This is a genomic window from Pseudomonas sp. KH_046_2 (assembly GCF_057838985.1).
Genome location: NZ_CM174480.1, coordinates 3,535,362 through 3,557,720, shown reverse-complemented (window position 1 = coordinate 3,557,720; position 22,359 = coordinate 3,535,362). Strand labels below are relative to the sequence as shown.

Here is a 22,359-nt window from a genome sequence, read left to right as displayed (position 1 = left end):
CGCTTGAACAAGCGGCCCTTTCTCTTCGTTCGTCGCCCGTCACTGACTGGCGTCCAGCACCACACGGTAGCGCGCCTTGCCGCTGCGCAAATGATCGATGGCTTCGTTGATCCGGCTCATGGGAAACATCTCGACCTGCGGCAGGATCTGATGGCGTTCGCAGAACTCCAGCATGGTCGCGGTGTTGGCGGGAGAGCCGACCGGTGAGGCGGACATGGTTTTCTGCTGGGGAATCAGCTCGAACACGTGCATGGGGATGGCATCGGGCACGACGCCGACAAAGTGCAGTCGACCCTTGCCGCGCAGGGTGGCGAGCATGGCGCTCCAGTTCAGGTTGGCATTGGCGGTGACCAGGAGAAAATCCAGGGTGCCGGCAATGGCATTGAGCGCATCGGTATCGGTCGAGGCGACCACCTTGTGTGCGCCCAGGCGCCTGGCTTCGTCCTGCTTGCTCAGCGATGAAGTGAACGCGGTGACTTCGCAGCCCCAGGCGTTGAGGAAGCGCAGCGCCAGGTGACCGAGGCCTCCGATGCCCACCACGCCGACCCGGTCAGTGGGCTTGATGCCGAATTCCAGCAGCGGGTTGAACACGGTCGAACCGGCACAGAACAATGGGCCGGCCATCGCCGGATCGAGCCCCGCCGGAATCGGCAGGGCCCAGGCCCAGTGCGAACGAATGCGGTCGGCAAAGCCGCCGTTGCTGCCGATGATGGTCGGTTGCACGGTGCGACACAGGTTATGGGAGCCTTCGATGCACGACGTGCAATGCATGCAACTGCCCTTGTACCAACCGATGCCCACCCGTTGCCCCATTTCCAGTCCGCGCACCTGGTCGCCCATCCGTACGATACGGCCAACCACCTCATGGCCGGGAATGAACGGGTAGCGGCTGATGCCCCAATCGTTGTCGATCAGCGACTGGTCGGAGTGGCAGACGCCGCAATATTCCACGGCGACTTCCACCTCATCGTTGCCCAACGGACCGGGATCGTAGCTGTAGCGTTCCAGTGGCGCGCCCGCTGCCGTGGCGGCCCAGCCGGTAAAGGTGGTGAGTTCGCTGCTGTCGCTCATGGGATACCTCCAGATCAGAAGTCAGGGGTCGTGGCCGCTTCGGTGTAGCGGCGGAGCGAGGAAAGTGTAGCGGGTTGCCGGCGTTGCATCGGGCGCGAGCCTTGAGACTGTTGATTTCGGTGTTACTTTAGTTCGGCAGATCGATCACGAACGCCTCATCGAAATCAGGATTTTCATTGATGCCATTCTTGGCATAGCCCCGGGGGTTGCAGACCACGCGGGTATTACCTACTCGATAATCGAAGCTGCCATGGGTATGGCCATGCAGCCACAGTACCGGCTGCCACTCTTTAATCCGCGCTTCAAGGTCCGAGACAAAGCTTGAGTTGATCGGCGAACCGGCAAACGTCGGGCTGATGCTCGACCGCGTCGGGGCGAAATGCGAGACCACCACCGTGGGCGTGCTGCTGTCGCGGGTGAAGCAGTCTTCCAGCCAGGCGACAGTCTGCAGAAACACCAGCTGGGAAATGGCCGGTGTGAACAGGTCTGGAAAATCGGGGGCGACTTTGATGTGGCTGAAGTCACGGATCAGTTTGGTCGCCAGATCGATGCCCAGCGCCCGATCCTCGGGACTGTCGAGAAGGCGATAGTCGGACCACAGCGTGCAACCAAGAAAGCGCACGCCGTCGTGGATGTACTCCGAACGTTCCAGTACGTGGATCTGCGTGCCTTGCGCCAGGCTGTTCAACTGTTCGTAGGTGGAGACCAGGTCACTGCCATAGAACTCGTGATTGCCCGCCACATACAACAGTGGAACCGGGCATGCTCTGGCCCACTCGATGGCCTTGGCCGGCCGGGCGATGTCCCCGGCGAGCACGACAATATCGGCCTCCACGGCGGGAAAAGGGATCGCGTTGACGGACAGGTGCATGTCGGACAGCAAAGCGATGCGCATGGATCAACTCCGGCGTGTCTTGAAGGGCAGGTCATTCAAGTTACGCGTTGATTACCCGTTGCCACAAGCCTGCTCCCACAGTTTTGATCTTCAGTGAACGCCACTCCCACGGCCGGCCACAATCCCTGTGGGAGCGGGCTTGCCCGCGAAGAGGCCGACACATCAAACAGAGATATTGGCTGACCCACCGCTATCGCGAGCAGGCTCGCTCCTACAGATTTGATCTGCAGTGAACGCTAATCCCCCGGCCGGCCACAGTTGACCTGTTTACTTCAAATACCACCCCCACGGCTGGTCGCTGACGTACTCGGTCACCTGCTTGACCTCAAGATAATTGTTCAACCCCCATTGCCCCAGTTCCCGGCCGATGCCGCTGTGTTTCATCCCGCCCCAGGGCGCTTCGACGAAGGTCGGTTGCGAGCAGTTGACCCAGACGATCCCAGCGCGCAGCTGGTTGGCGACCCGGGCGGTGCGTTGCAAGTCGGCGCTCATCACGGCGGCGGCCAGGCCGAAGCGACTGGCGTTGGCCATTTGCAGCGCTTGTTCTTCGGTCTTGAAGCGCTTGATGCACAGCACCGGGCCGAACACTTCTTCGCGCCACAGAATGCTGCTGTGGCCAGGCTCATCGAAAATCGCCGGTTCGACGAAGTAACCTTCGCGCAAGTGCGCCGGTCGCCGCCCACCCGTGAGCAAACGGGCGCCGCTGGCCAGGCCCTGGTCGATGAAACCGAGCACCTTGTCGTACTGGCCCTGGCTCACCAGCGGCCCGAGCAGTACGCCGGGTTGCATGCCGGGGCCGATGCTGATCTTGCGGGTTTCTTCCACCAGCCGTTCGATCAGGCGCGGGGCGATGCTTTCCTGCACCAGCAGGCGTGACGTGGCGCTGCACACCTGACCCTGGTTCCAGAAGATCCCGAACAGAATCCACTCCACCGCCGCTTCGACATCGGCGTCATCAAACACGATGAAGGCAGACTTGCCCCCCAGTTCCAGGCTGATGTTCTTGATGTCCCGCGCCGCCGCCGACATGATTTTCGCCCCGGTGGGCACGCTGCCGGTGAAGGCCAGTTTGTCCACCCCCGGATGCTCGGTAAGCGGGCTGCCGGCGTCGGCGCCGAGGCCGGTGACCAGGTTCAACACCCCGGCGGGCAAGCCGATGCGGTCGGCGGCGGCCGCCAGCTCCAGTGCGGTCAGCGGCGTCAGTTCGGACGGTTTCAGTACCACCGTGGCCCCGGCGGCCAGCGCCGGTGCAACTTTCCACGCAGCCATCAGCAGCGGGTAGTTCCAGGGAATGATCTGCCCAGCCACGCCAATCGGCTCGTGGCGGATGCGGCAGCGGAAACGCTCGTCCGGCAGGGCCAGCGGTTGGTCCTGCTGTTGATCGAGTTCACGGGCCAACCCGGCGTAGTACCGGAAGCAACCAATCGCATCGCCAATGTCCCACTGCGCTTCGGGCAGGGGCTTGCCGTTGTCGCGCACTTCCAGTTCCGCCAGCGCCTGCTGGCCACTTTCCAGTTCATCGGCCAGCGCCTCCAGCCACTGTGCACGTTCAGCGCCGCTGGTTTGACCCCAGCCATTGTCGAAGGTGCGACGGGCCGCGCGCACGGCATGGTCGACGTCTTCTTCAGTGCCTGCCGCCACGCGGTGGAAGACTTGCTCGGTGGCCGGATCGATCACGTCCAGATAGCCGCCCAGGTCCGGGCTGACCCATTCGCCGTTGATGTAAAGCTGATCACGCATGGTGCGACTCCTGAACGCCGGTGCGGCGGTTTTGCAGATGGCGGGAAGTGAACAGCAGGGCCAGCGACACGCAGATGATCACCGTGGAAATCGCATTGATCTCTGGCGTCACGCCGCGGCGGATGGAGGAAAAGATGTAGATCGGCAACGTCGTTTCCGAGCCGGCGACGAAGAACGCGATGATGAAATCGTCGAAGCTGAAGGTGAACGCCAACAGGAACCCGGCCATGATCGCCGGGCTGATCTGCGGCAGGGTCACCCGCCAGAAGGTGTCCATCGGTGGCGCGTACAGATCCGCCGAGGCTTCCAGCAAGGCCTTGTCCAGGGAATCGACGCGGCTGCGCACGATCACCATCACCAGGGCCATGGTGAACAACGAATGCGCGGCGATCACCGTGAAGAACCCCATGTTCAACTTCGGCACCGTCGGCAGCCAGCCCGCCAGCAGCGGGTTGATCAGGTCGAACAGGCTGATGAAGGCGATCAGCGTCGAGATGCCGATGACGATGCCCGGCACGATGATCGCGCAGTAGGTCAACGCATCGAAAAGCATGCGCACCTTGGCGCCGCAGCGCTGCAAGCCAAACACCGCCAGGGTGCCGAACAGCGTGGCAATCACCGCGGAACTGAAGGCGATCAGCGCGCTGTTGCCCAAGGCTTCCATGATGAACGGGTTGCCGAACGCGGTGCCGAACCATTGCACCGAGCAGCACTGGAACGCCAGGCCACTGCGCCCGGCGTTGAAGCTGAACAGCACGATCAAGGCAATCGGCGCGTAGAGGAACAGGTACAGCGAGGTTGAATAGCTGCGCAGCCACATGTCACAGGCCTCCGTCGGCAGGGCGGCCGCCGTAGCGCGCCACCAGTTTCAAGTACACGCCGATGATCAGCAGCATCATCGCCACCAGCGTCATGGCCAGCGCACTGCCGAAGGGCCAGTTGCGCGATTGCAGGAACAGGTCGACCAGCGCGTTGCCGACAAAGAACACCTTGCCGCCGCCGAGAATGGCCGGGATCAGGAACTCGCCCATCAACAGGATGAACACCAGCATCACCCCGGTGATGATCCCCGGTGCGGACAGCGGCAGGGTGATCCGACGGAAGCTTTCGAAGGCGCTGGCACCCAGGTCCGCCGAAGCTTCGAGCAGGCGCTTGTCGAGTTTTTCCAGGCTGACGTAGATCGGGAACACCATCAGCGGCAGGTAGCCATAGACGATGCCGATCAGCACCGCCCACGGCGTGTTGATCAGCCGCACATCCTCAAGCCCCAGGCTGGCCAGCAGCGCCGGAATGCCCTTGCCGCTGAGGATGAAAATCCACGCATAGGTGCGGATCAGGAAACTGGTCCAGAACGGCACGATCACCAGGGTCAGCAACAGCGAGCGGTTCCTCGTGACCTTGACCGCGAGGAAGTACGCCAACGGATACGCCGCCACCAGGCACACCAGGGTGCCCAGCGGCGCCAGCATCAGCGTATTGCTGAACGCTGCGCCGCGAGAACCGAGGTTCAGGTAGTTGGCCAGGGTGAAGCCACCGGCGTAACCGCCCACGGCGCTGCGCTCGCCGAAACTGAAGACCAGGATGATCACCAGCGGCATCAACAACAGCAGCAGGAACCACAGGGTCGAAGGCAAGAGCATCAGCAGGGTGATGCGTCGGCCGAGGCTGCGCCGTTGGCGAACCTCGACCGGCAGGGCATGGCCCGGCTGCACCGTTTGCGGGTGGGCGGCGGCATTCATGGGTGACTCCTCATTGGCCATGGTCAAGCGATCAGGCGGACTTGAACCGCGCCATCAGTTCGGCGCGCGCCGGGCTGGTCAGCGTCGCGGCGGCACCGAACTCCAGTGGGCTCAGGGCCTCGGCGGCCGGGTACATGATCGGATCGTCGAGCATCGCCACCGGCAGCAGCGCGTCGACACGCTTGTCGCCGCTCGGGTAGCCGTGGCTCAGCACTTCCAGCTTGTTGTGCTGCGGGTCGAGCAGGTAGTTGATGAAGGCGTAGGCGGCGTCCTTGTGCTCCGAGCTTTTGGGGATCGCGAAGAAGTCGCTCCACAGTTCGCCACCTTCCTTGCCCAGTTCGAACTGCATTTGCGCGTTGTCGCGGTGCAGTTGCGAAGCGTCGCCGGTCCAGGACATCGCCAGCCACGCATCGCCGCTGCGCATCGATGGCTGGATGTCGGAGTTGATCGCGAACAAGTGCGGCTTGGCCTCAATCAGCAGTTTTTCCGCGTCGGCCAGTTCTTTCGGGTCCAGGGAGTTGAAGCTGTAGCCGAAGCTTTTCAGCGCGTTGCCGATGGCAGTCAACTGATAGTCGTGGACGATCGTCCGGCCACTGGCCGGGCCTTGGGCGGCGACCCAGAATTCCTTCCAGCTGGTGGGGCCGTTTTTCAGCTTGCCGGTGTCGTAGAGCATGCCGGTGGTGCCCCAGTTTTTCGGCACCGCGTAGACCTTGCCGTCCACCGTGCCCTGGGCCATGAACTTCTGCTGGAACGCCGAGGCATCGAAGTTGGGAATGCGCGACAGGTCCAGCGGCTCGATCAGCCCCAGCCCGACGTAGGTGCTGATGGTGTAGTTGGTCGGCACCAGCACGTCCCAGCCACTGCCGCCGGCCTGCAGTTTGGCGAGCATTTCTTCGTTGGAACCGAACACGCTCATCGACACCCGGGCGCCGGTGGTCTTGCCGAAGGCGTCGAGGTTTTCCTGGCTGTGGTAGTTCGGCCAGGTCGCCAGCGCCAGGCGATCACCCAGCTTGGCCTGCTCGGCGGCCTCGGCGGTGGAGGTCAGCAGGCCGGGCATATTGGTCGCGACCACAGCGGCGGCAATCCCAAGGCCCGTGCGGCCAAGAAATTCGCGGCGACTGATCGAGCCGTTCTGCCAGCTGCGCAGGGTTTTTATAAAAGTCTTCTGGTCCATAGCACGCTCCACATCCGGTTGATGAAACGAATCGATGATTTACAACGCCATGGCCAGGCCATTGGCGTGATCCCAGCCGACGCGCACAGCCGCGCCGTGTTCGAATGCATTGGCGCCGTGATCCTGCTGGCGCGGCACCCGCACGCAGACCACACCGAAGGCCTGGGTGCGCACGCGGTACTCGGTGGAATTGCCCAGGTAAATGCGGTCCTCGACACAGCCCGGCAGCTTCACTTCACGGGTCATCTCGGCATTGGCCCCGGCGATGCTGATCAGCTCCGGGCGCACCGCAATGCAACCCGCGGCATTGGCGCTCAGGGCTTTGCCGGTAGGTGTCAGCGGGCTGGTCAGCTCCAGACCCTGCTCGGTACGCAGAACGACGGAGTTGCCGTTGAGCTGGCGCACGGTGCCGTCGAACAGGTTGGACTCGCCGATAAAATCAGCGACGTAGCGGCTGGCCGGGGCTTCATAGAGTTGTTCCGGGGTGGCGGTCTGGATGATCGAACCGTTGTGCATCACGCTGATGCTGTCGCTCATCGACAAGGCTTCTTCCTGGTCGTGGGTGACCAGTACGAAGGTGATGCCGACCTCGCGCTGCAAACGCAGCAGTTCCGATTGCATCTCCTTGCGCAGCTTGCGGTCCAGCGCGGCCAGCGGCTCGTCGAGCAGCAACACCGTCGGCTTGTTCACCAGCGCGCGGGCGAGGGCGACACGCTGTTGCTGGCCGCCGGACAGTTCACTCGGCTTGCGCTGGCCGAAGCCGCTCAGGCGCACCATCTCCAGCGCTTCATCGGCCATGCGCAGTTGCTGTTTTTTGTCCGGGCGCGGGGTGCGATAGCGCAGGCCGTAGGCAATGTTCTGCGCCACGGTCAAATGCGGGAACAACGCGTAATGCTGGAACACCATGTTCACCGGCCGCTCGAAGGCCGGCACGCCGGCCACGCTTTTGCCGGCCAGGCGGACCTCGCCGCTGGTGGGCTGTTCGAAGCCGGCGATCATGCGCAGGGTGGTGGTCTTGCCACAGCCCGAACCGCCGAGAAAGGAATGAAACGAGCCACGCCGCACCGCGAAATCCAGACCACTGACGGCCTGCACCTCGCCATAGCGTTTGACCACATTGCAGAATTCGATATCGCTTGGCGGGGTGTTGTTCACGAGGCGGGCTCCCTTGCAGTGATGAATCAGTGCGTCGGGGGCCAAACTAGCAATCGGGGTTTTGCGGTGTATATATCCCTTGGGGGATAGATAGGAGCAGCTGCAAGCTTCAAGCTTTCCAGTAGAGGTATGACGTAGCGATCATTGATAAACCCCGTGCTCAATCCGGGTCAGATAATTCTCAACCTTCTGGAAGCCATGCGAGTTGCGGATCAGTTCCAGCGGGATGTTGCCTTCCAGACGCTTGCAAGGTTTCTTTAGCCAGTCCTTAGCCAATTGCTGATTGCCGAACACGTTGATGGCGTGTTTCAAGGTCTGGGTATATCGGACTGTATTTTTCTGCTGGTTTAGACGCATTGACTTAGTCTCCTTCGCCATCTCTTGTACTTGCCTAGAGCTGTCAAATTAAACCTCGTACTTCCGATGGCCAACCCTAAAAGGGCGTCGGATATTTCCTGCATTTGCCTAATGTTTTCAACGTCTGTAGGGCGTGCAAAACCGCTGTTGAAGCGTAGTGTTTAATCGCTGTCAGCGTTACTTCCCGCAAGCTACAACACCTTGCGTCGTTGCCTACAGGTACGCCAGAATCCGCCGGCTTGTGCGCCTTGGGGCTGGGTTTTATCGTTTGCCGGTCGCTGAATAACAACAGTGATCGGGTTTGGTAGCCCGGTGTTACAAGGTGCAATGCGTCACTATCAGCAGCGTTTTTCTGCTCTGCTTTATGGTGGCCATGCACAGGGCGCCTTCGGGCGCGCCGGTCCTTGTACCCGGTCTACCAACCTGCGTATGGCCACCACCCAACGTTTGGTAGCGTGAGAGTGATGGCTCCTTTTTACGGTACAAGGAGTTTCACTATGTTCAAGGTCACACCTAACCCGCCGGATACCGATCCGGCATCTCCGTACGAAAGCCTCGATCACGACCTCAACCCCGGCCCCCAGATCATGGCGACGCCGCGCAAGCCCAGCACGATGTTCGTCGTCAATCCCGAACTCAGTATCGAAACCTTGCTGGTGCATGCCTGTGAATCACTGGCGTCGGCCAATGTCATGGCCAATGATCTGGTGGATCATCTGGAGGGGACGAGCCGCAATGCGCTGTTGGGGATTGCGCAGGTGATCATGTTGGGGGAGTTGGCGGTGAACCGGGCGTTGGATCAGCTTGATCCGCCCTGACCATACTCTCCAGAACACCGATAAACCTGTAGGAGTGAGCCTGCTCGCGATGGCGGTGTATCAGAAACAGGGATGTTGGCTGTACTGACGCAATCGCGAGCAGGCTCGCTCCTACAGGGGGTTTCTGTTGACTGACAGGTCTCAGGCTTGCAGCTTGAGGCCCGGCGCCTGCAACGGTTCCTCCGTCAACTCCCGAATAAACAACCCCAGCAATTCCGACTGGCTGCCAATCCCCAACTTCGCGTAGATGTTCTTGCGATGAATCTTCACCGTCCCCGGGCTGATGTTCAGTTGTTCGGCCACCGAGGCGCTGGAGTGGCCGCGCAGCAACAACTGGACAATCTCCTGCTCGCGGCCGGTGAGGATGTGCGCGCCGAAGTGGTCGAAGGCTTCGCGGATCTTGAAGTCCAGGTCTTGCGCCGGGCGCGGTTGCTGGGCCTGGCGCAGGCGCCAGGCTTCATTGATGACCTGCTCGACCACCGCTTGCGTGCACTCGACCAGCTGCATTTCGTCCCGGCTGAACGCACAGCTGGCGCTCGATCGCATCAACGACAACACCGCCGTGGCACCACCGCCGAGGTCGACGAAAAACGCCACTTCCTCGGCCAGTCCGGTTTGCTGGTAATAGGTCAGGAAGTATTCGCCGAGGTAGAAGTGGTCGGGGGCGAACTGGCGCAGACGCCACAGTCCTGGTGCTTGGCCTCGGGTGCAGGCCAGATAGAACGGATCGAGCAGGTAAGGCCCGCATTGATAGTCGTCGACATACACCGCCCGCTTGTCCGCCGAGAACGTATCGAACAACGCCAGTGGCCGGTGATTGCCTTCGTAGACAAACAACACGAAGTGATCGACCGGGCAGATTTGCCGAAGCCAATGGCTCAACCCCGACAGCCGCGCATGCCCGGCAGGCAGGTCGAGCAGGTGGGCGACTCCGGTGGTCCAGAGTTTCAGTTCCTTGGGGCGCATGGCGGCTACAGGCAGAGGAGGATGGCCTTTGGATGCACAAAGTACGCCATGGCGGGTTTGCCCGTGCGGAGCGGGACGGGTGGCGGTGTGGCGTGACGAAGACGCACCGCAACAGGGCTGGGTGTTACCGAGTGCTACAGGGCGGGTAGCAAAAATGATCAGGTGGAGCGGGCAGCCCAGTCGCGATCATTCACGCTCCCGACGGACGTTGCCCGGTAGATGGCAACAGGATTGTCAGAATTCCCAGTGGCGCCAGCAAGCGCGACTGCTGCTGGCGTTGGAACGAGTCGCCGTCGGGGGAGAAGGTCATCGACATTGCCAGGGAAATCGGCCAACTGAACCAGATTGCTGTGCTGCGCGGCTATGGGGACGAATGCCTGCGGCAAGCGCACCGGATGTCTCCATCAATGCAACGCCTGCTCGTCCAGGTACTCATTCAGGCACTCGATGAACGCCTGATGTTTGCGGGTATGACGGCGGTGCGCCGGGTAAATCACATGGATTTTCCGGCCGAACTGCTCAGGGTCGAGGTCGGCGTCCGGCAGCAGGTGCACCAGTTCGCCGCGCCGGATGTACGGTGCGGCGCTCCATTGCGGGCAGAACTGCAACCCCCGGCCGGCGAGCAGGGCGCCGAACAGGAAGTCATAGTTGTCGCTGCTCAGCCGCGGTATCGGTTGGGCGATTCGTTTGCGTTGTCCCTCATGTTCGAGCCACCAGTAATGCGGGTTCAGGGCCGGATGCCGAAACAGCAGCCAATCGTGTTGATTGAACGTATGCGGTTGCACCTCCAGCGGGTTGCGTTGCAGGTAGCGCGGGCTGGCGCACAAGAGGATGCGGTTGGCAGTCAGCGGGCGCGTGATCAGGTCGGGCAGTTCCACCGGGCCATCGCGCACGGCCAGGTCGAACCGGCCTTCGACCAGGTCGACGAATTCATCGCTCAGCACCACGTCCAGGCGCATCTGCGGGTAGCGCTCGAGAAAGCGGCAGCACACCGCATTGAGAAAGGCCGGTGCGAACGAGGGCGGGGCGGTTACGCGCAGCAGGCCAAACATTTCCCGCTGCAACTGGCCGATGTCTTCCCGGGCCTGCTCCAGTTGCGTGAGCACTTGCCGTGAACTGGCGAGGAAAATTTCCCCGGCCTCGGTCAGCGCGATGCGCCGTGTGGAGCGCTCGAACAAGCGCGTGCCCAACTCTTCTTCCAGGTGGGTGATAGCCCGGGTCAGGGCCGAGGTGGTCTTGCCCAATTGCGAGGCGGCGCGGGTGAAACTGCCCTGGTCGGCGGTTTCGACAAACATCGCGATGGCGCTGAGTTGGTCCATTCAGTGTTTCCTGTTTGGAAAGTATGTGTTGCCTGGGCCGAGTATTCTTTACCGCTACCCGGTTCGCTAGTCTCTCGGCATTCTTACAAGAAAAAAGGTGCGGGACGATGAAGCGAGTATTCCAGTCGGCATTGGCCATGGCTATTGGTCTTTCCTCTATGGAAAGCATGGCGGCCGCCGATCTGATTTTGCATAACGGCAAAGTCTTTACCGCCGAGCAGGGCAAGGCGCTGCAACAGGCCGTGGCGGTGGAGGACGGGAAAGTCGTCAAGGTCGGCAGCGATGCCGAGGTGCTGGCCCTCAAGGACCCCGGCACGCAGGTCATCGACTTGCAGGGCAAGGTGTTGATGCCCGGTTTCATCGACACCCACAGCCACGCGGTGTTTGGCGGGGTGAAGCTCAAGTCCGCCGACCTCGAGACGCAGATGTTGCCGTTCGACGAACTGGAGCAGCGCTTGCGCGAATGGCGCGACAACGGCAAGGCACGGCATGGCGACATCCTGGTCGTCGGTGGAACGCCTTCGACCTACTGGAGCCAGGTAGCGGAGTTTGAGAAGCGCTTCAACCAGGGTGAGTGGGCAAACACGCCGATTCTGTTTGCCGGTTGGGATTACCACACCGGCTGGGCCAACAAGGCCTTGCTCAAGCGCGCTGGTATCGATGCCGAGCGGGTCAAGGCACTCACGGGCGAAGCGGTGGCGACCATCGGCCACCATGACGACAGCACGCCCAACGGTTTCGTCGCCGATGCTGGCTTGTCGGCGGTGATGTCGCAGTTGCCGCCGGCCAGTCTTGAGCAATTGATCGGCGCCGCCGAAGCAGCCCGCGATCTTTATCACAGCCTGGGCGTGACGGCCCTGATGGACCCGGCGGCCAACGCGGTGCCCGGGGATGCGTTGTTCGACTTCAAGCCCACGGTGAAAAACGTCGGGGTGCTGCCGGCCTACAAGGCGTTGGCGGACAAGGGTGAACTGCGCCTGCACGTGGCAGCCTTGATGGTCGTCAACCCCAAGAGCAAACCCGCCGACCTTGAGGTCATGGAGCAGGTGCGCGAGCAATTCGCTGGCGTCGACAATCTGAGCCTGCCGGGCATCAAGGTGTTTGCCGACGGCGTCGCCGAGTTTCCGGCACAAACCGCATCGTTGCTGTCGCCCTACAAGAACTCGCTCAAGGGCGGCGAACTGCTGATCGACCCGGCGCACTTCGGCGAACTGGTGGGGGCCGCCGATGCTCGCGGCTGGCTGGTGCATGTGCATGCCATCGGTGATCGTGCGGTGCGTGCAAGCCTCAGTGGCATCGAGCAGGCGCGTCGCGAAGGGCACAACAACGTGGCCCACTCCGTCACTCACTTGCAGATGGTCAACCCCAAGGAATTCACCCGGTTCAAGCCGCTCAACGTCATCGCATCGATGCAGCTTTACTGGGCCTCGGCAGACGAACTGAGCATCGATTTGCTGCAGCCTTACATCAATGCCATGCAATTCCAGTTCATGTACCCGGCGCGTTCGCTGCTCAAGAACGGCGCGACGATCTCCGGGGCCAGCGACTGGCCGGTGTCGACACCGGATCCGTGGAAAGCGATCGGGCAAGCCATCAGCCGCAAAGGCCCCAAGGGTGTGCTGAACCAGGCAGAAGCCATCGACCGCGAAACCATGTTCTACGCCTACACCCGCAACGCCGCGAAAACCATTGGCCTGGAACAGCAGATCGGTTCACTGACCCCAGGCAAGCAAGCCGACATGATCGTTGTCGATCGCGATGTGTTCAGCGCGCCTGAAACGCAACTGGCCGACACCCAAGTGCTCAAGACTTACTTCGCCGGCCGCGAAGTCTACAGCCGCCCGTAACTCCCTCCTGTTCGCCCACCCTTTGCCCTGCCGGCAAGGGGAGGGCGAAGCCTTGCCGACTCAATAATAAGAAAGGACCTGAAACATGCATCGCCCTGCATTGACCCTGTTTGTCGCCTGCACTTTTTTGCCGCTGGCCGCCCACGCCCTGACGTTGACCGAAGACTTTCAACTGATGCTCAAACCGGCGGTGGTCAGCGACTACCGCAGCCGTGGTTTGTCATTGACCCTGGGCGACCCCGCCGCGCAACTGGACGCCACGCTGCTGCACAGCAGTGGTGCCTACGCCGGGGTCTGGACCTCGAATGTCGATTTCGGCCTGAACTATAAAACCCGGTTGGAGCAGGATTTCTACGCAGGCTTCTACAAGCAGATCACCGATGACGTCAGCCTCGATCTGGGCTACCTCAAGTACACCTACGCCAGGCAATCGGACTTCAACCAGAGCGAGGTCTACGCCATCGTCAAAGCCTATGGCTTCAAGTTCGCCAGTTACTACTCCAACGATTTGCAGACTTACGTGGGCAAGGACCAGGACACCCTCTACACCTATCTGGGCTACAGCTATGCGCTACCGGCGGACACCGGGCTGGAGGTGCGCTATGGCCGATTCGATTTCAAGGATGACGTGTTCGTGTCCGGCAACGGCGCTGCACGCGGCGACTATCACGAATGGGAAGCGCGGCTGACGCACAGCGCCGTGGGCGTTGACTGGGCCGTGGCGTACATCGACACCGACCTTTCCGCGCACGAGTGCACGAGCTACTACGGCTATGGCGACGTGTGCACCGCCACCGTCGTGGTCAGCGCCAGCAAGACCTTCTGATCGAGGTGCGGTAGCGTCCTGATCAATGACACGCCGTGTTCATCAATTGCCCGCCCTCGACCCGCTGCTTGAGGAACTGCACGCCGCTGTTTTTGGCGGCGTGCACCAGTTCGCCGACCACCTGGAAGGGATCGAGAAAATGCCCGGTGCGCTGGAACGGCACCGGGCGCAGGTTGAGCAACAGGCGCATGAACCAGGGCAGGGCCCGGGGCATGTATTTCCAGTCCAGGCGCAGCTGGCCCATCGGGTCCATGAGCATGGCGGGCAGGCGCTTGAGGATCGACAGGTCGGCGATGGGGAACACCTGCTCGGTGGCCAGGTGCCCGGTATTGCCGAACGAGGCACCTCGGCCGGGCTCCTGCTGGTCGATGACCACCACCCGCCGGCCCTGACGGGCCAGGCGCAGGGCGCAGGCGATGCCGATGATTCCGGTACCGATCACGGCAACGTCCGCCGCGGGGTGGGAGCGGTTGAAAAGGGAGTCGTTGGACATGGCCTAGGCTTCTCTCTGGCCGTCGAGCAGGCGACGCAACCGCAACGGATTGCCATGCTTGAGCGCGGCCGGTAACAAGGCATCGGGAAAGTCCTGATAGCAGACCGGGCACATTGCACGATCAGCGACGCGGCGCCGAACATTTCCGCCTGCAACGCCGGGTCGGCGAGAAAGTCGCTGGCCGGCGTTGCGCTTCTGTTGCCGATGCTGGATGTCATTCCCAATGCCGCGATCTTCATCAAGGATGTGCAGGCGCGCTATGTCATGGCCAATCGCACGCTGGTGCAGCGCTGTGGCTTGAAGCAGCTCAAGCCGCTGCTGGGGAAAACCAGCGCCGAGGTGTTTCCCGAGCAATTGGGGCCCGGTTACACCGAGCACGCCCATCGATTGCTCCTCACGGATCTGCCGATCACCGAGGTCGCCCTGCAATGCGGCTATACCGACCACAGTGCATTCACTCGGCAGTTCAAGGCCTTGACCGGCTTCACCCCCGCGTCAGTACCGTCAGGCCACCGGTATCGAGCAGCCGTCGGGCCTGGATTAGCGACGCGCCGCAAATGGCCCTGTAAACTGGCCGCGCAAAAGGCGCTGGCCTTTCCACTTATTCAAGCAAGAGATCCCCCATGGCAAACCACGACCTGACCTTCACGCCCGACCTCGATGCCGATTCGATTTCTTCCGACGTCGTCGGTTTCGGTGGTGTGCTGGTCTCCACCCAGATCCCCACCCGTGCCGACGGCAGTCTGGAACTGGGCGACATCACCCTGCAAAGCGAATGCACCCTGCAAGCGCTGAAGGTCGCGCTGGAGCGTGCCGGCAGTTCCATGGACCGCGTGATGCACCTGACCATCTACCTCACCGACATGGCCGACCGCGCCGCGTTCAACGAGGTCTACAAGCGCTACTTCGCCAAGCCATGGCCGGTGCGCGCCGCCGTTGGCGTTGCTGCATTGGCAGTGGAAGGCATGCGCGTGGAAGTGACCGCGATGGCGGCCAAGGCCTGATCGCAGCCAGACATGCCGCACGACAACCCTGTGGGAGCGGGATCCGGGCGGCGTTCCGACGAAGGCGTCAGTTCAGTCAGAACGCATAGGGAATACTGACCTTCGCCCAAAGCATTTCCCCTTCAGGCCGGTTTTCCACATCGAACTCTTTGGCCCAGCGAATCTCCGCGCTGGCGTATTCGAGAAAGGTCCAGTGCAGCGCCGGGCCAATGGCAAATACCTGGCCGCGTACCCCGTCGTTCACGTCCTGGCCATTGAACTGCACGGTGTGGCCGAACTGTTTGTCGTCGGTGGTTTGCTTGAGGTAGTAGCCGTTCAAACCGAGCATCAGGTCGTCGGTGATCTTGAAACTGGCGGAATAGTCGAAGTGGAAAATCTGCCCCGACCTGTAGTCGGTGTCCTTGTTTTTCTCGTTGAAACTGTAGGTGGTCTTCATCGACACCTCGGTTCTGTCCGTCGGTAGCCAGGTGAAGGAAAACAGCGGTTTGTAGGTGTAGAAGTTGTTGCTGGTGTTGGCCAGGCGATCAACGCTGTATTCGCCGGTCGGCACGGTGACTTCAATGGCGGCGCCGAGGGTCAGGTTTGGGCCCATGTCCCAGAGAATGATCGGCGCGACCGTGGTGTCGCCCATGCCTTCGCGGGTGTCCTGCAAGCCGAACACCGAGACCTCCTGCTTGAGCCAGGGCTGCGCGATGTAGCCGCCCAGCCGGCCGCCAAACACGCGCACCGGGCTGAGGTAATCCAGGCGCGGAATGACCGCCGTGGACTCGATCTCGACGTTCGGTACTTTGCCGCCGAGGGAGCTGATATTGAGCTTGGTGGCTTTGTAGTGGTTGTAGTAGAGGTTGAACGCAACCATGTTGTCCGGAAGGCTGTCGGGCGAAAGCGGCAATATGAAAAAGCCGTCGGTGCCGGTGCCGATGTTGTCCACGCCGGCCTCGGTGGCCAGTGCCGGTTGCAGGGCGCAGACGCCGGCCAGGCCAATGACCAGTAGGGGAAGTGTCGTGCGGGTCGGGATCATGGGTGTACTCATTATTATTGTTAGCGGGCTGTCCGGCATCCATACGAGGGCCGCAACATAGAAATAAGCTGTCTGCGCCCTGCAAGGCAGGGTATTGGCGGCCATTTAGGGGGACTTCTGCGGACAGCCTTTGAACCCTGTGCTAACTTCCTTCGACATAACCGGTTACAAAAATAAGAATGCAGCTCGACCCGGAATGTATGGCCCCATGCAAATGAAAGTGATCGATCCCACCTTTGAACTGGCGCTGGTGTCGCCGTTTCTCCTGCAGACCCTGGCCGAAGTCGCCGAGCAAAAAGGCATCCACCCCCAGAGCCTGTGCCGAGGGCTGGGTTTTACCTTCGAAGACCTGCAGGACCCGGCGCAGCGTATTTCCTATCGCCAGGCCGTGGCCATGATTCAGCGCGCGCTCAAAGTCCTGCCCAATCAGGGGCTGGGCTTGTGGGTCGGGGCGCAGAATGTGCTCGGTACGCTGGGGTTGCTGGGGCATGTGTTGTCACTGTGCAAGACCCTGCGTGATGCCTTTGAACTGGGCATTCGCCATCAACACACCTCTGGCGGCATTGTCGTGTCGAGTGTGGAGGAGGCGGGGGATCGGGTGTTTATCGACGTTGAATGCCGCTTGCCGTTCGCCGACGTACAGTTGTTCGCGGTCGAGGAGTTTTTCGCCAGCCTGCTGGTGTACGGCCGGGCGCTGGTCGGGGCGGATTTCAAACCGGTGGCTGTTGAGTTCGTGCATGCCGCGCCGGACTATCTCGGCGAATATTCGCGCCTGCTGGGGCCGGACGTGCGTTTCGGTTGCCTGCAAAACCGCATGGTGATCGAGGCGCATTGGCTGGGCGTTCACTTGCCCAATCATCATTCCCTGGCCTTGCGTCAGGCAGTGAAGCTACTCGAACTGGAAGCCGCGCAGGTGCACCAGAAAATGGATCTGATCCAGGCCGTGGAACGGGCGATTGCCCGGGACCTGACCGAAGGCAGCCACATCGAGAAAATCGCCGGCGACCTGAACATGAGCAGCCGCACCTTGCGCCGCCGTCTCACCGAACATGCGCTGACGTTCGAAACGCTGCTGGAACAAGTGCGCCAGGCCCGCACCATGAGCCTGCTGGCCAACCCGGACATGTCCATCGAACGCATCACCGAGGAAGTCGGCTACAGCGACGTGCGCAGCTTTCGCCGGGCGTTCAAGCGCTGGACTGGCCTGAGCCCGAGTGCGTTCCGCAACGAAAGCCCCAGCGCGGTTTGATCTTTTTGTGGTGAGAGGGCTTGCCCCTTGCCACAGGTTCCTGGCCTCTGACGGCACACAAACCCTCGTACTCCGGTTAAACTCCATGCTCTTTTTCAAGGAGTTCATATGAGCCATTACCAGCCGGGCATTCTCGCCACCCCCGTTCCGCCTCAAGCCCGCCATATGTTCTTCGCCCTCGAATCCGTTGTGGCACTGCCGGCCGCGCTCGACAACTTGATGCAACTGGTGGACGGGAAATCGGCGGTCGTCGGCTTCGGCGAATCCCTGGTCAAGGCGCTGGCTGGGCAGATCGAAGGCTTGCGCACTTTCCCGGCACTGACTGGCGTCGGCGTCGACAACCCGTCGACCCAGCACGCGCTCTGGTGCTGGCTGCACGGTGAAGACCGTGGTGAGTTGCTCAACCGCAGCAACGCCATCGCAGCGGCGCTGGCCCCGGCATTGCGCCTGGTGCAGATGAACGAAACCTTCCGCCACATGAGCGGCCATGACCTGACCGGCTTCGAAGATGGCACCGAGAACCCCCATGACCAAGCCGCAGTAGCCGCCGCACTGGTGGCTGAGGGCGCGGACGGCATGGTCGGCGGCAGCTTCGCCGCGATCCAGCAATGGCAGCATGACTTGAAAGGTTTCCACGGGCTGTCGGCGGATGAAAAAGACAACATCATGGGCCGCCGCTTGAGCGATAACGAAGAGATTGACGACGCGCCGGTTTCCGCCCACGTCAAACGCACCGCCCAGGAAAGCTTCGCGCCCGAGGCCTTCGTGGTGCGCCGTTCGATGCCGTGGATCGAAGGCGAGCGCGCCGGCCTGATGTTCCTGGCCTTCGGTTTTTCCCTCGACGCCTTCGAAGCCCAACTGCGCCGCATGAGTGGCCTGGAAGACGGCATCACTGACGGTCTGTACCGCATCAGCCGTCCGATCACCGGTGGCTACTACTGGTGCCCGCCGCTCAAGGACGGTCGACTGGACCTGCGCGCATTGCGCGTCGGCTGAGCAGCAAGGAGAGCCTATGAACCTGGTGCGCTGGGGCATGATCGGTTGTGGCAGCGTCGCTGAACGCAAAAGCGGGCCGGCCTTCTACAAGGCGCCCGGATCGACGTTGGTGGCGGTGATGGGCCGGCGCCTGGAAGCTGCCACCGACTACGCCGCGCGCCACGGCATCGCGCGGGTCTACACCGATGCGCAGGCGTTGATCAACGATCCCGAGGTCGACGCGGTGTACATCGCTACGCCGCCCGACAGCCATCACGCCTATGCCTTGCAGGTGGCCGCCGCCGGCAAGCATTGCTGCGTCGAAAAGCCGATGGCGCTGAATGCCGGGCAAAGCCGCGAGATGCAGCAGGTGTTTGCCGACGCCGGGCTGCACTTGTTCGTGTCCTATTACCGACGTTCGCTGCCACGCTTCCGGAAAGTGCGGCAATGGCTGGAGGAGGGGCGGATCGGCGAGGTCCGGCACTTGAGCTGGACCCTCACCAAAGGCCCGTCCGCAGCGGACCGCAACGGCACCTACAACTGGCGCACCGATCCGGCGATTGCCGGTGGTGGCTACTTTGCGGATCTGGCCAGCCATGGCCTGGACCTGTTCCAGTACCTGTTCGGCGATATCGTCGAAGTCGCCGGGTTCACCGCACGCCAGGCCGGTTTGTACGCGGCCGAAGATGCCGTCAGCGCCACCTGGCGGTTTGCCAGCGGGGCACTGGGGATGGGCTGCTGGAACTTCGTTGCAGACCGTCGCGAAGACCGGGTCGAAGTGATTGGCAGCAAAGGCCGGATCACCTTTTCAGTGTTCGATGAACACCCGGTCGAACTGCACGCCGATGAGCACCTCAGCCTGACCATCGAGCATCACGCCCACATTCAGTGGCACCACGTATTGGGCATGAATGCGCATATTCGTGGCGAGGCGCAGCACCCGGCCGTGGCCGAGCAGGCGCTGAAGACCGATTGGGTGATGGACCGGATCCTCAAGCGGCACTGATTCTTCAGACCACACAAATCCCCTGTAGGAGCGAGCCTGCTCGCGATAGCGGTTTCACATTCAACATTGAAATCGACTGACCCACCGCCATCGCGAGCAGGCTCGCTCCTACAGTTTTGGGTTTCGTTACGCATCTAACCTTATGCGCATTCGGTATTTCTCAAGCGTGTCATAACCTCGCTAAGATCACGTCATAACTCGTTATAACAAGTGATCTGCCATGACCGATAACGTTCTATCCCTGAGCAGCGTCCCGTTGCACACCCAGCTGCGAGACGTGCTGCGTGCCCGCATCCTCGACGGCGAATACCCGCAAGACAGCCAGATGCCTTCCGAAAGCGAGCTTGGCGCGTTGTTCAAGGTCAGCCGCATCACCGTGCGCCAGGCCTTGGGCGACCTGCAAAAGGAAGGGCTGATCTTCAAGATCCACGGCAAGGGCACCTTCGTCGCCAAGCCGAAAACCTTCCAGAACGTCAGCACCCTGCAAGGCTTGGCCGAGTCCATGACCGGTCGCGGCTATGAGGTGATCAACCGCCTGCGCAGCTTCAAGTTCATTGCCGCCGACAAGCTCGTCGCCGAGCGTTTGCAGGTGGCCGAAGGCGAGGTCGTGGCGCAGATCAAACGTGTGCGCCTGATCAATCGCGAGCCGATTTCCCTGGAAATCACTTACCTGCCCAAGGCCATTGGCGAGCGTCTGGAAAAAGCCGACCTGGTCACCCGCGACATTTTCCTGATCCTGGAAAACGACTGCGGCCTGGCCCTGGGACACGCCGATCTGGCCATCGATGCGGTACTGGCCGACAGCGACCTGACCCGCGCGCTGAACGTTGAGCCGGGCTCGCCGATCATGCGCATTGAGCGCCTGACCCACGATGCCGACGGTCGTCCGCTGGACTTTGAACACCTTTACTACCGTGGCGATGCCTTCCAGTACCGCCTGCGGATCGACCGGCAAAAAGGGGAGCAGGCATGACGCGCAGCACGTTGGAGCAGGAATACGACATCGTCGTGATCGGCGGCGGCACCGCCGGCCCGATGGCGGCGATCAAGGCCAAGGAACGCAACCGCGACCTGCGGGTGTTGTTGATCGACAAGGCCAACGTCAAGCGCAGCGGCGCGATCAGCATGGGCATGGACGGCCTGAACAACGCGATCATTCCCGGCCACTCGACGCCGGAGCAATACACCAAGGAAATCACCATCGCCAACGACGGCATCGTCAACCAGGCTGCGGTGTACGCCTATGCCACCCACAGCTTCGAAACCCTCTCGCAACTGGACCGCTGGGGCGTGAAATTCGAGAAGGACGAAACCGGCGACTACGCGGTGAAGAAGGTCCACCACATGGGCGCTTATGTGTTGCCGATGCCGGAAGGGCACGACATCAAGAAAGTCCTCTATCGGCAGTTGAAGCGCGCGCGGGTGAGCATCACCAATCGCCTGGTGTGCACCCGATTGCTCAAAGACCAGGAGGGTGCAGTCAACGGCGTGATGGGCTTTGATTGCCGCACCGCCGACTTCCATGTGATCAAGGCCAAGGCAGTAATCCTCGCCTGCGGTGCCGCCGGACGACTGGGATTGCCGTCCTCGGGCTACCTGATGGGCACCTACGAAAATCCGACCAATGCCGGCGACGGCTACTCGATGGCCTACCACGCCGGGGCCGAGCTGGCGAACCTGGAATGCTTCCAGATCAACCCGCTGATCAAGGATTACAACGGTCCGGCCTGCGCCTACGTCACCGGCCCCTTGGGTGGCTACACCGCCAACAACAAGGGCGAACGCTTCATCGAGTGCGACTACTGGAGCGGGCAGATGATGTGGGAGTTCCATCAGGAGCTGGAAAGCGGCAATGGCCCGGTGTTCCTCAAGCTCGATCACCTGGCCGAGGAAACCATCCAGAACATCGAAGAGATCCTGCACAGCAACGAGCGTCCGAGTCGCGGCCAGTTCCACGCCAATCGCGGCACCGACTACCGGACGCAGATGGTCGAGATGCACATCTCCGAGATCGGCTTTTGCAGCGGGCATTCGGCGTCGGGGGTGTGGGTCAACGAAAAGGCCGAGACCTCGGTCAAGGGCTTGTACTCGGCCGGTGACATGGCTGCCGTGCCGCACAACTACATGCTCGGCGCGTTCACCTATGGCTGGTTCGCTGGCAACAACGCAGCGGATTTTGTCGTCGGGCGCGAGTTTTCGGCGCTGGATACCCGGCAGATCGAAACCGAAAAACAACGGGTCTACGCACCGCTGGATCGCGAACATGGCCTGCCGCCGGCCCAGGTCGAATACAAACTGCGGCGCTTCGTCAACGACTACCTGCAACCGCCGAAAGTGACGAAGAAGATGCAGATCGGCCTGCAACGCTTCAGCGACATCCAGCGCGATCTCGACCAGATCAAGGCCCATAACGCCCACGAGCTGATGCGCGCCATGGAAGTCAGCATGATCCGCGACTGCGCCGAAATGGCTGCCCGCGCTTCATTGTTCCGCGCCGAAAGCCGCTGGGGGCTTTACCACCACCGCGTCGATCACCCACAACGCAACGACCGCGACTGGTTCTGCCATTGCCACCTGAAGAAAGACGAAAACGGTTTGATGAGCAGTTTCAAGAAAGCCGTCGAGCCTTACATCATCCCGCTGGATGCCGACGAGATGCAGGCCTACGACCGGCTGCGGGTCGGTGCGGATGCCGCCTGAGCAT

20 protein-coding genes and 3 pseudogenes are annotated in these 22,359 nt (G+C 61.7%); 10 read left to right on the top strand and 13 right to left on the bottom strand.

The window, feature by feature from the left end; all coding sequences use genetic code 11:
- Positions 1–39: 39 nt before the first annotated feature.
- The 8 genes from ahr to AC3IX1_RS15960 form a co-directional block, all read right to left on the bottom strand.
- Positions 40–1,071 carry an NADPH-dependent aldehyde reductase Ahr gene (ahr, locus tag AC3IX1_RS15995; RefSeq protein WP_489384904.1) on the bottom strand — a complete coding sequence of 344 codons (1,032 nt, stop codon included), beginning with the start codon at positions 1,069–1,071 and terminating at the stop codon, positions 40–42.
- Positions 1,072–1,198: 127 nt separating this feature from the next.
- Positions 1,199–1,966 (bottom strand): metallophosphoesterase, encoded by a 768-nt coding sequence (locus tag AC3IX1_RS15990; RefSeq protein ID WP_489384903.1) that lies wholly within the window; start codon positions 1,964–1,966, stop codon positions 1,199–1,201.
- 267 nt (positions 1,967–2,233) lie between these two features.
- Entirely contained in the window at positions 2,234–3,706 is a 1,473-nt protein-coding gene (locus AC3IX1_RS15985) for an aldehyde dehydrogenase family protein (RefSeq protein WP_489384902.1), read from the bottom strand.
- Positions 3,699–4,526, bottom strand: a complete 828-nt coding sequence (locus AC3IX1_RS15980; RefSeq protein WP_489384901.1) for an ABC transporter permease — start codon at positions 4,524–4,526, stop codon at positions 3,699–3,701. Before AC3IX1_RS15980 ends, AC3IX1_RS15985 begins: the two co-directional genes overlap by 8 nt.
- A 1-nt stretch (position 4,527) precedes the next feature.
- A complete protein-coding gene (locus tag AC3IX1_RS15975; protein ID WP_414928884.1) occupies positions 4,528–5,445 on the bottom strand; it encodes an ABC transporter permease in 918 nt (305 codons plus the stop codon).
- 31 nt (positions 5,446–5,476) lie between these two features.
- On the bottom strand, positions 5,477–6,619 hold the full coding sequence (locus AC3IX1_RS15970) for an ABC transporter substrate-binding protein (protein ID WP_489384900.1): 1,143 nt from the start codon (positions 6,617–6,619) through the stop codon (positions 5,477–5,479).
- 39 nt (positions 6,620–6,658) lie between these two features.
- Positions 6,659–7,774 carry an ABC transporter ATP-binding protein gene (locus AC3IX1_RS15965; RefSeq protein WP_489384899.1) on the bottom strand — a complete coding sequence of 372 codons (1,116 nt, stop codon included), beginning with the start codon at positions 7,772–7,774 and terminating at the stop codon, positions 6,659–6,661.
- Positions 7,775–7,915: 141 nt separating this feature from the next.
- Positions 7,916–8,131 (bottom strand): antitoxin Xre/MbcA/ParS toxin-binding domain-containing protein, encoded by a 216-nt coding sequence (locus AC3IX1_RS15960; protein WP_489384898.1) that lies wholly within the window; start codon positions 8,129–8,131, stop codon positions 7,916–7,918.
- Positions 8,132–8,628: 497 nt separating this feature from the next.
- Here AC3IX1_RS15960 and AC3IX1_RS15955 point away from each other — a divergent pair, with 497 nt between their 5' ends.
- Complete coding sequence (locus tag AC3IX1_RS15955) at positions 8,629–8,949, top strand: DUF6124 family protein (protein WP_489384897.1); 321 nt, start codon at positions 8,629–8,631, stop codon at positions 8,947–8,949.
- A gap of 141 nt (positions 8,950–9,090) precedes the next feature.
- Here the strand turns inward: AC3IX1_RS15955 and AC3IX1_RS15950 are convergent, their stop codons facing one another.
- Together AC3IX1_RS15950 and AC3IX1_RS15945 are read right to left on the bottom strand one after the other, a co-directional pair.
- Positions 9,091–9,915, bottom strand: a complete 825-nt coding sequence (locus AC3IX1_RS15950; RefSeq protein ID WP_489384896.1) for a response regulator transcription factor — start codon at positions 9,913–9,915, stop codon at positions 9,091–9,093.
- Between the two features lie 404 nt (positions 9,916–10,319).
- On the bottom strand, positions 10,320–11,234 hold the full coding sequence (locus tag AC3IX1_RS15945; RefSeq protein WP_489384895.1) for a LysR family transcriptional regulator: 915 nt from the start codon (positions 11,232–11,234) through the stop codon (positions 10,320–10,322).
- Positions 11,235–11,341: 107 nt separating this feature from the next.
- Here AC3IX1_RS15945 and AC3IX1_RS15940 point away from each other — a divergent pair, with 107 nt between their 5' ends.
- Positions 11,342–13,081: an amidohydrolase gene (locus AC3IX1_RS15940; protein ID WP_489384894.1), complete on the top strand. Its 1,740-nt coding sequence runs from the start codon at positions 11,342–11,344 to the stop codon at positions 13,079–13,081.
- An 85-nt stretch (positions 13,082–13,166) separates the two neighbouring features.
- Positions 13,167–13,907 (top strand): TorF family putative porin, encoded by a 741-nt coding sequence (locus tag AC3IX1_RS15935; RefSeq protein ID WP_489384893.1) that lies wholly within the window; start codon positions 13,167–13,169, stop codon positions 13,905–13,907.
- A gap of 20 nt (positions 13,908–13,927) precedes the next feature.
- Here AC3IX1_RS15935 and AC3IX1_RS15930 read toward each other — a convergent pair.
- Both AC3IX1_RS15930 and AC3IX1_RS15925 read right to left on the bottom strand, forming a co-directional pair.
- Positions 13,928–14,400: pseudogene (locus tag AC3IX1_RS15930) on the bottom strand (NAD(P)/FAD-dependent oxidoreductase); the annotation flags it as partial.
- A gap of 3 nt (positions 14,401–14,403) precedes the next feature.
- Positions 14,404–14,520 (bottom strand): annotated as a pseudogene (locus AC3IX1_RS15925) (hypothetical protein); the annotation flags it as partial.
- Between AC3IX1_RS15925 and AC3IX1_RS15920 the strand changes: the two are divergent.
- Positions 14,521–14,944: pseudogene (locus AC3IX1_RS15920) on the top strand (helix-turn-helix domain-containing protein).
- 79 nt (positions 14,945–15,023) lie between these two features.
- Positions 15,024–15,404: a RidA family protein gene (locus AC3IX1_RS15915; RefSeq protein WP_489384892.1), complete on the top strand. Its 381-nt coding sequence runs from the start codon at positions 15,024–15,026 to the stop codon at positions 15,402–15,404.
- Between the two features lie 76 nt (positions 15,405–15,480).
- Here AC3IX1_RS15915 and AC3IX1_RS15910 read toward each other — a convergent pair whose 3' ends face one another.
- The gene (locus tag AC3IX1_RS15910) at positions 15,481–16,425 is read right to left on the bottom strand and encodes a SphA family protein (protein ID WP_489384891.1); all 945 of its coding nucleotides are present in this window, start codon (positions 16,423–16,425) and stop codon (positions 15,481–15,483) included.
- A 208-nt stretch (positions 16,426–16,633) separates the two neighbouring features.
- Here AC3IX1_RS15910 and AC3IX1_RS15905 point away from each other — a divergent pair, with 208 nt between their 5' ends.
- The 5 genes from AC3IX1_RS15905 (at position 16,634) to AC3IX1_RS15885 (ending at position 22,355) form a co-directional block, all read left to right on the top strand.
- Complete coding sequence (locus AC3IX1_RS15905; protein WP_489384890.1) at positions 16,634–17,674, top strand: AraC family transcriptional regulator; 1,041 nt, start codon at positions 16,634–16,636, stop codon at positions 17,672–17,674.
- A 108-nt stretch (positions 17,675–17,782) separates the two neighbouring features.
- On the top strand, positions 17,783–18,670 hold the full coding sequence (locus AC3IX1_RS15900; protein WP_489384889.1) for a Dyp-type peroxidase: 888 nt from the start codon (positions 17,783–17,785) through the stop codon (positions 18,668–18,670).
- Between the two features lie 16 nt (positions 18,671–18,686).
- Positions 18,687–19,655 (top strand): Gfo/Idh/MocA family protein, encoded by a 969-nt coding sequence (locus AC3IX1_RS15895; RefSeq protein WP_489384888.1) that lies wholly within the window; start codon positions 18,687–18,689, stop codon positions 19,653–19,655.
- Positions 19,656–19,875: 220 nt separating this feature from the next.
- Positions 19,876–20,628: a GntR family transcriptional regulator gene (locus AC3IX1_RS15890; protein WP_489384887.1), complete on the top strand. Its 753-nt coding sequence runs from the start codon at positions 19,876–19,878 to the stop codon at positions 20,626–20,628.
- Positions 20,625–22,355, top strand: coding sequence for a fumarate reductase/succinate dehydrogenase flavoprotein subunit (locus AC3IX1_RS15885; RefSeq protein WP_489384886.1), 1,731 nt, complete (start codon positions 20,625–20,627; stop codon positions 22,353–22,355). The genes AC3IX1_RS15890 and AC3IX1_RS15885 overlap by 4 nt, the downstream gene beginning before the upstream one ends.
- The last annotated feature ends 4 nt before the right edge of the window (positions 22,356–22,359 follow it).

Coding starts and splice junctions, on each gene's coding strand:
- ahr (WP_489384904.1), bottom strand. CDS start 1,071: ATGAGCGACAGCAGCGAACTCACCACCTTTACCGGCTGGGCCGCCACG.
- AC3IX1_RS15990 (WP_489384903.1), bottom strand. CDS start 1,966: ATGCGCATCGCTTTGCTGTCCGACATGCACCTGTCCGTCAACGCGATC.
- AC3IX1_RS15985 (WP_489384902.1), bottom strand. CDS start 3,706: ATGCGTGATCAGCTTTACATCAACGGCGAATGGGTCAGCCCGGACCTG.
- AC3IX1_RS15980 (WP_489384901.1), bottom strand. CDS start 4,526: ATGTGGCTGCGCAGCTATTCAACCTCGCTGTACCTGTTCCTCTACGCG.
- AC3IX1_RS15975 (WP_414928884.1), bottom strand. CDS start 5,445: ATGAATGCCGCCGCCCACCCGCAAACGGTGCAGCCGGGCCATGCCCTG.
- AC3IX1_RS15970 (WP_489384900.1), bottom strand. CDS start 6,619: ATGGACCAGAAGACTTTTATAAAAACCCTGCGCAGCTGGCAGAACGGC.
- AC3IX1_RS15960 (WP_489384898.1), bottom strand. CDS start 8,131: ATGCGTCTAAACCAGCAGAAAAATACAGTCCGATATACCCAGACCTTG.
- AC3IX1_RS15955 (WP_489384897.1), top strand. CDS start 8,629: ATGTTCAAGGTCACACCTAACCCGCCGGATACCGATCCGGCATCTCCG.
- AC3IX1_RS15950 (WP_489384896.1), bottom strand. CDS start 9,915: ATGCGCCCCAAGGAACTGAAACTCTGGACCACCGGAGTCGCCCACCTG.
- AC3IX1_RS15945 (WP_489384895.1), bottom strand. CDS start 11,234: ATGGACCAACTCAGCGCCATCGCGATGTTTGTCGAAACCGCCGACCAG.
- AC3IX1_RS15940 (WP_489384894.1), top strand. CDS start 11,342: ATGAAGCGAGTATTCCAGTCGGCATTGGCCATGGCTATTGGTCTTTCC.
- AC3IX1_RS15935 (WP_489384893.1), top strand. CDS start 13,167: ATGCATCGCCCTGCATTGACCCTGTTTGTCGCCTGCACTTTTTTGCCG.
- AC3IX1_RS15915 (WP_489384892.1), top strand. CDS start 15,024: ATGGCAAACCACGACCTGACCTTCACGCCCGACCTCGATGCCGATTCG.
- AC3IX1_RS15910 (WP_489384891.1), bottom strand. CDS start 16,425: ATGATCCCGACCCGCACGACACTTCCCCTACTGGTCATTGGCCTGGCC.
- AC3IX1_RS15905 (WP_489384890.1), top strand. CDS start 16,634: ATGCAAATGAAAGTGATCGATCCCACCTTTGAACTGGCGCTGGTGTCG.
- AC3IX1_RS15900 (WP_489384889.1), top strand. CDS start 17,783: ATGAGCCATTACCAGCCGGGCATTCTCGCCACCCCCGTTCCGCCTCAA.
- AC3IX1_RS15895 (WP_489384888.1), top strand. CDS start 18,687: ATGAACCTGGTGCGCTGGGGCATGATCGGTTGTGGCAGCGTCGCTGAA.
- AC3IX1_RS15890 (WP_489384887.1), top strand. CDS start 19,876: ATGACCGATAACGTTCTATCCCTGAGCAGCGTCCCGTTGCACACCCAG.
- AC3IX1_RS15885 (WP_489384886.1), top strand. CDS start 20,625: ATGACGCGCAGCACGTTGGAGCAGGAATACGACATCGTCGTGATCGGC.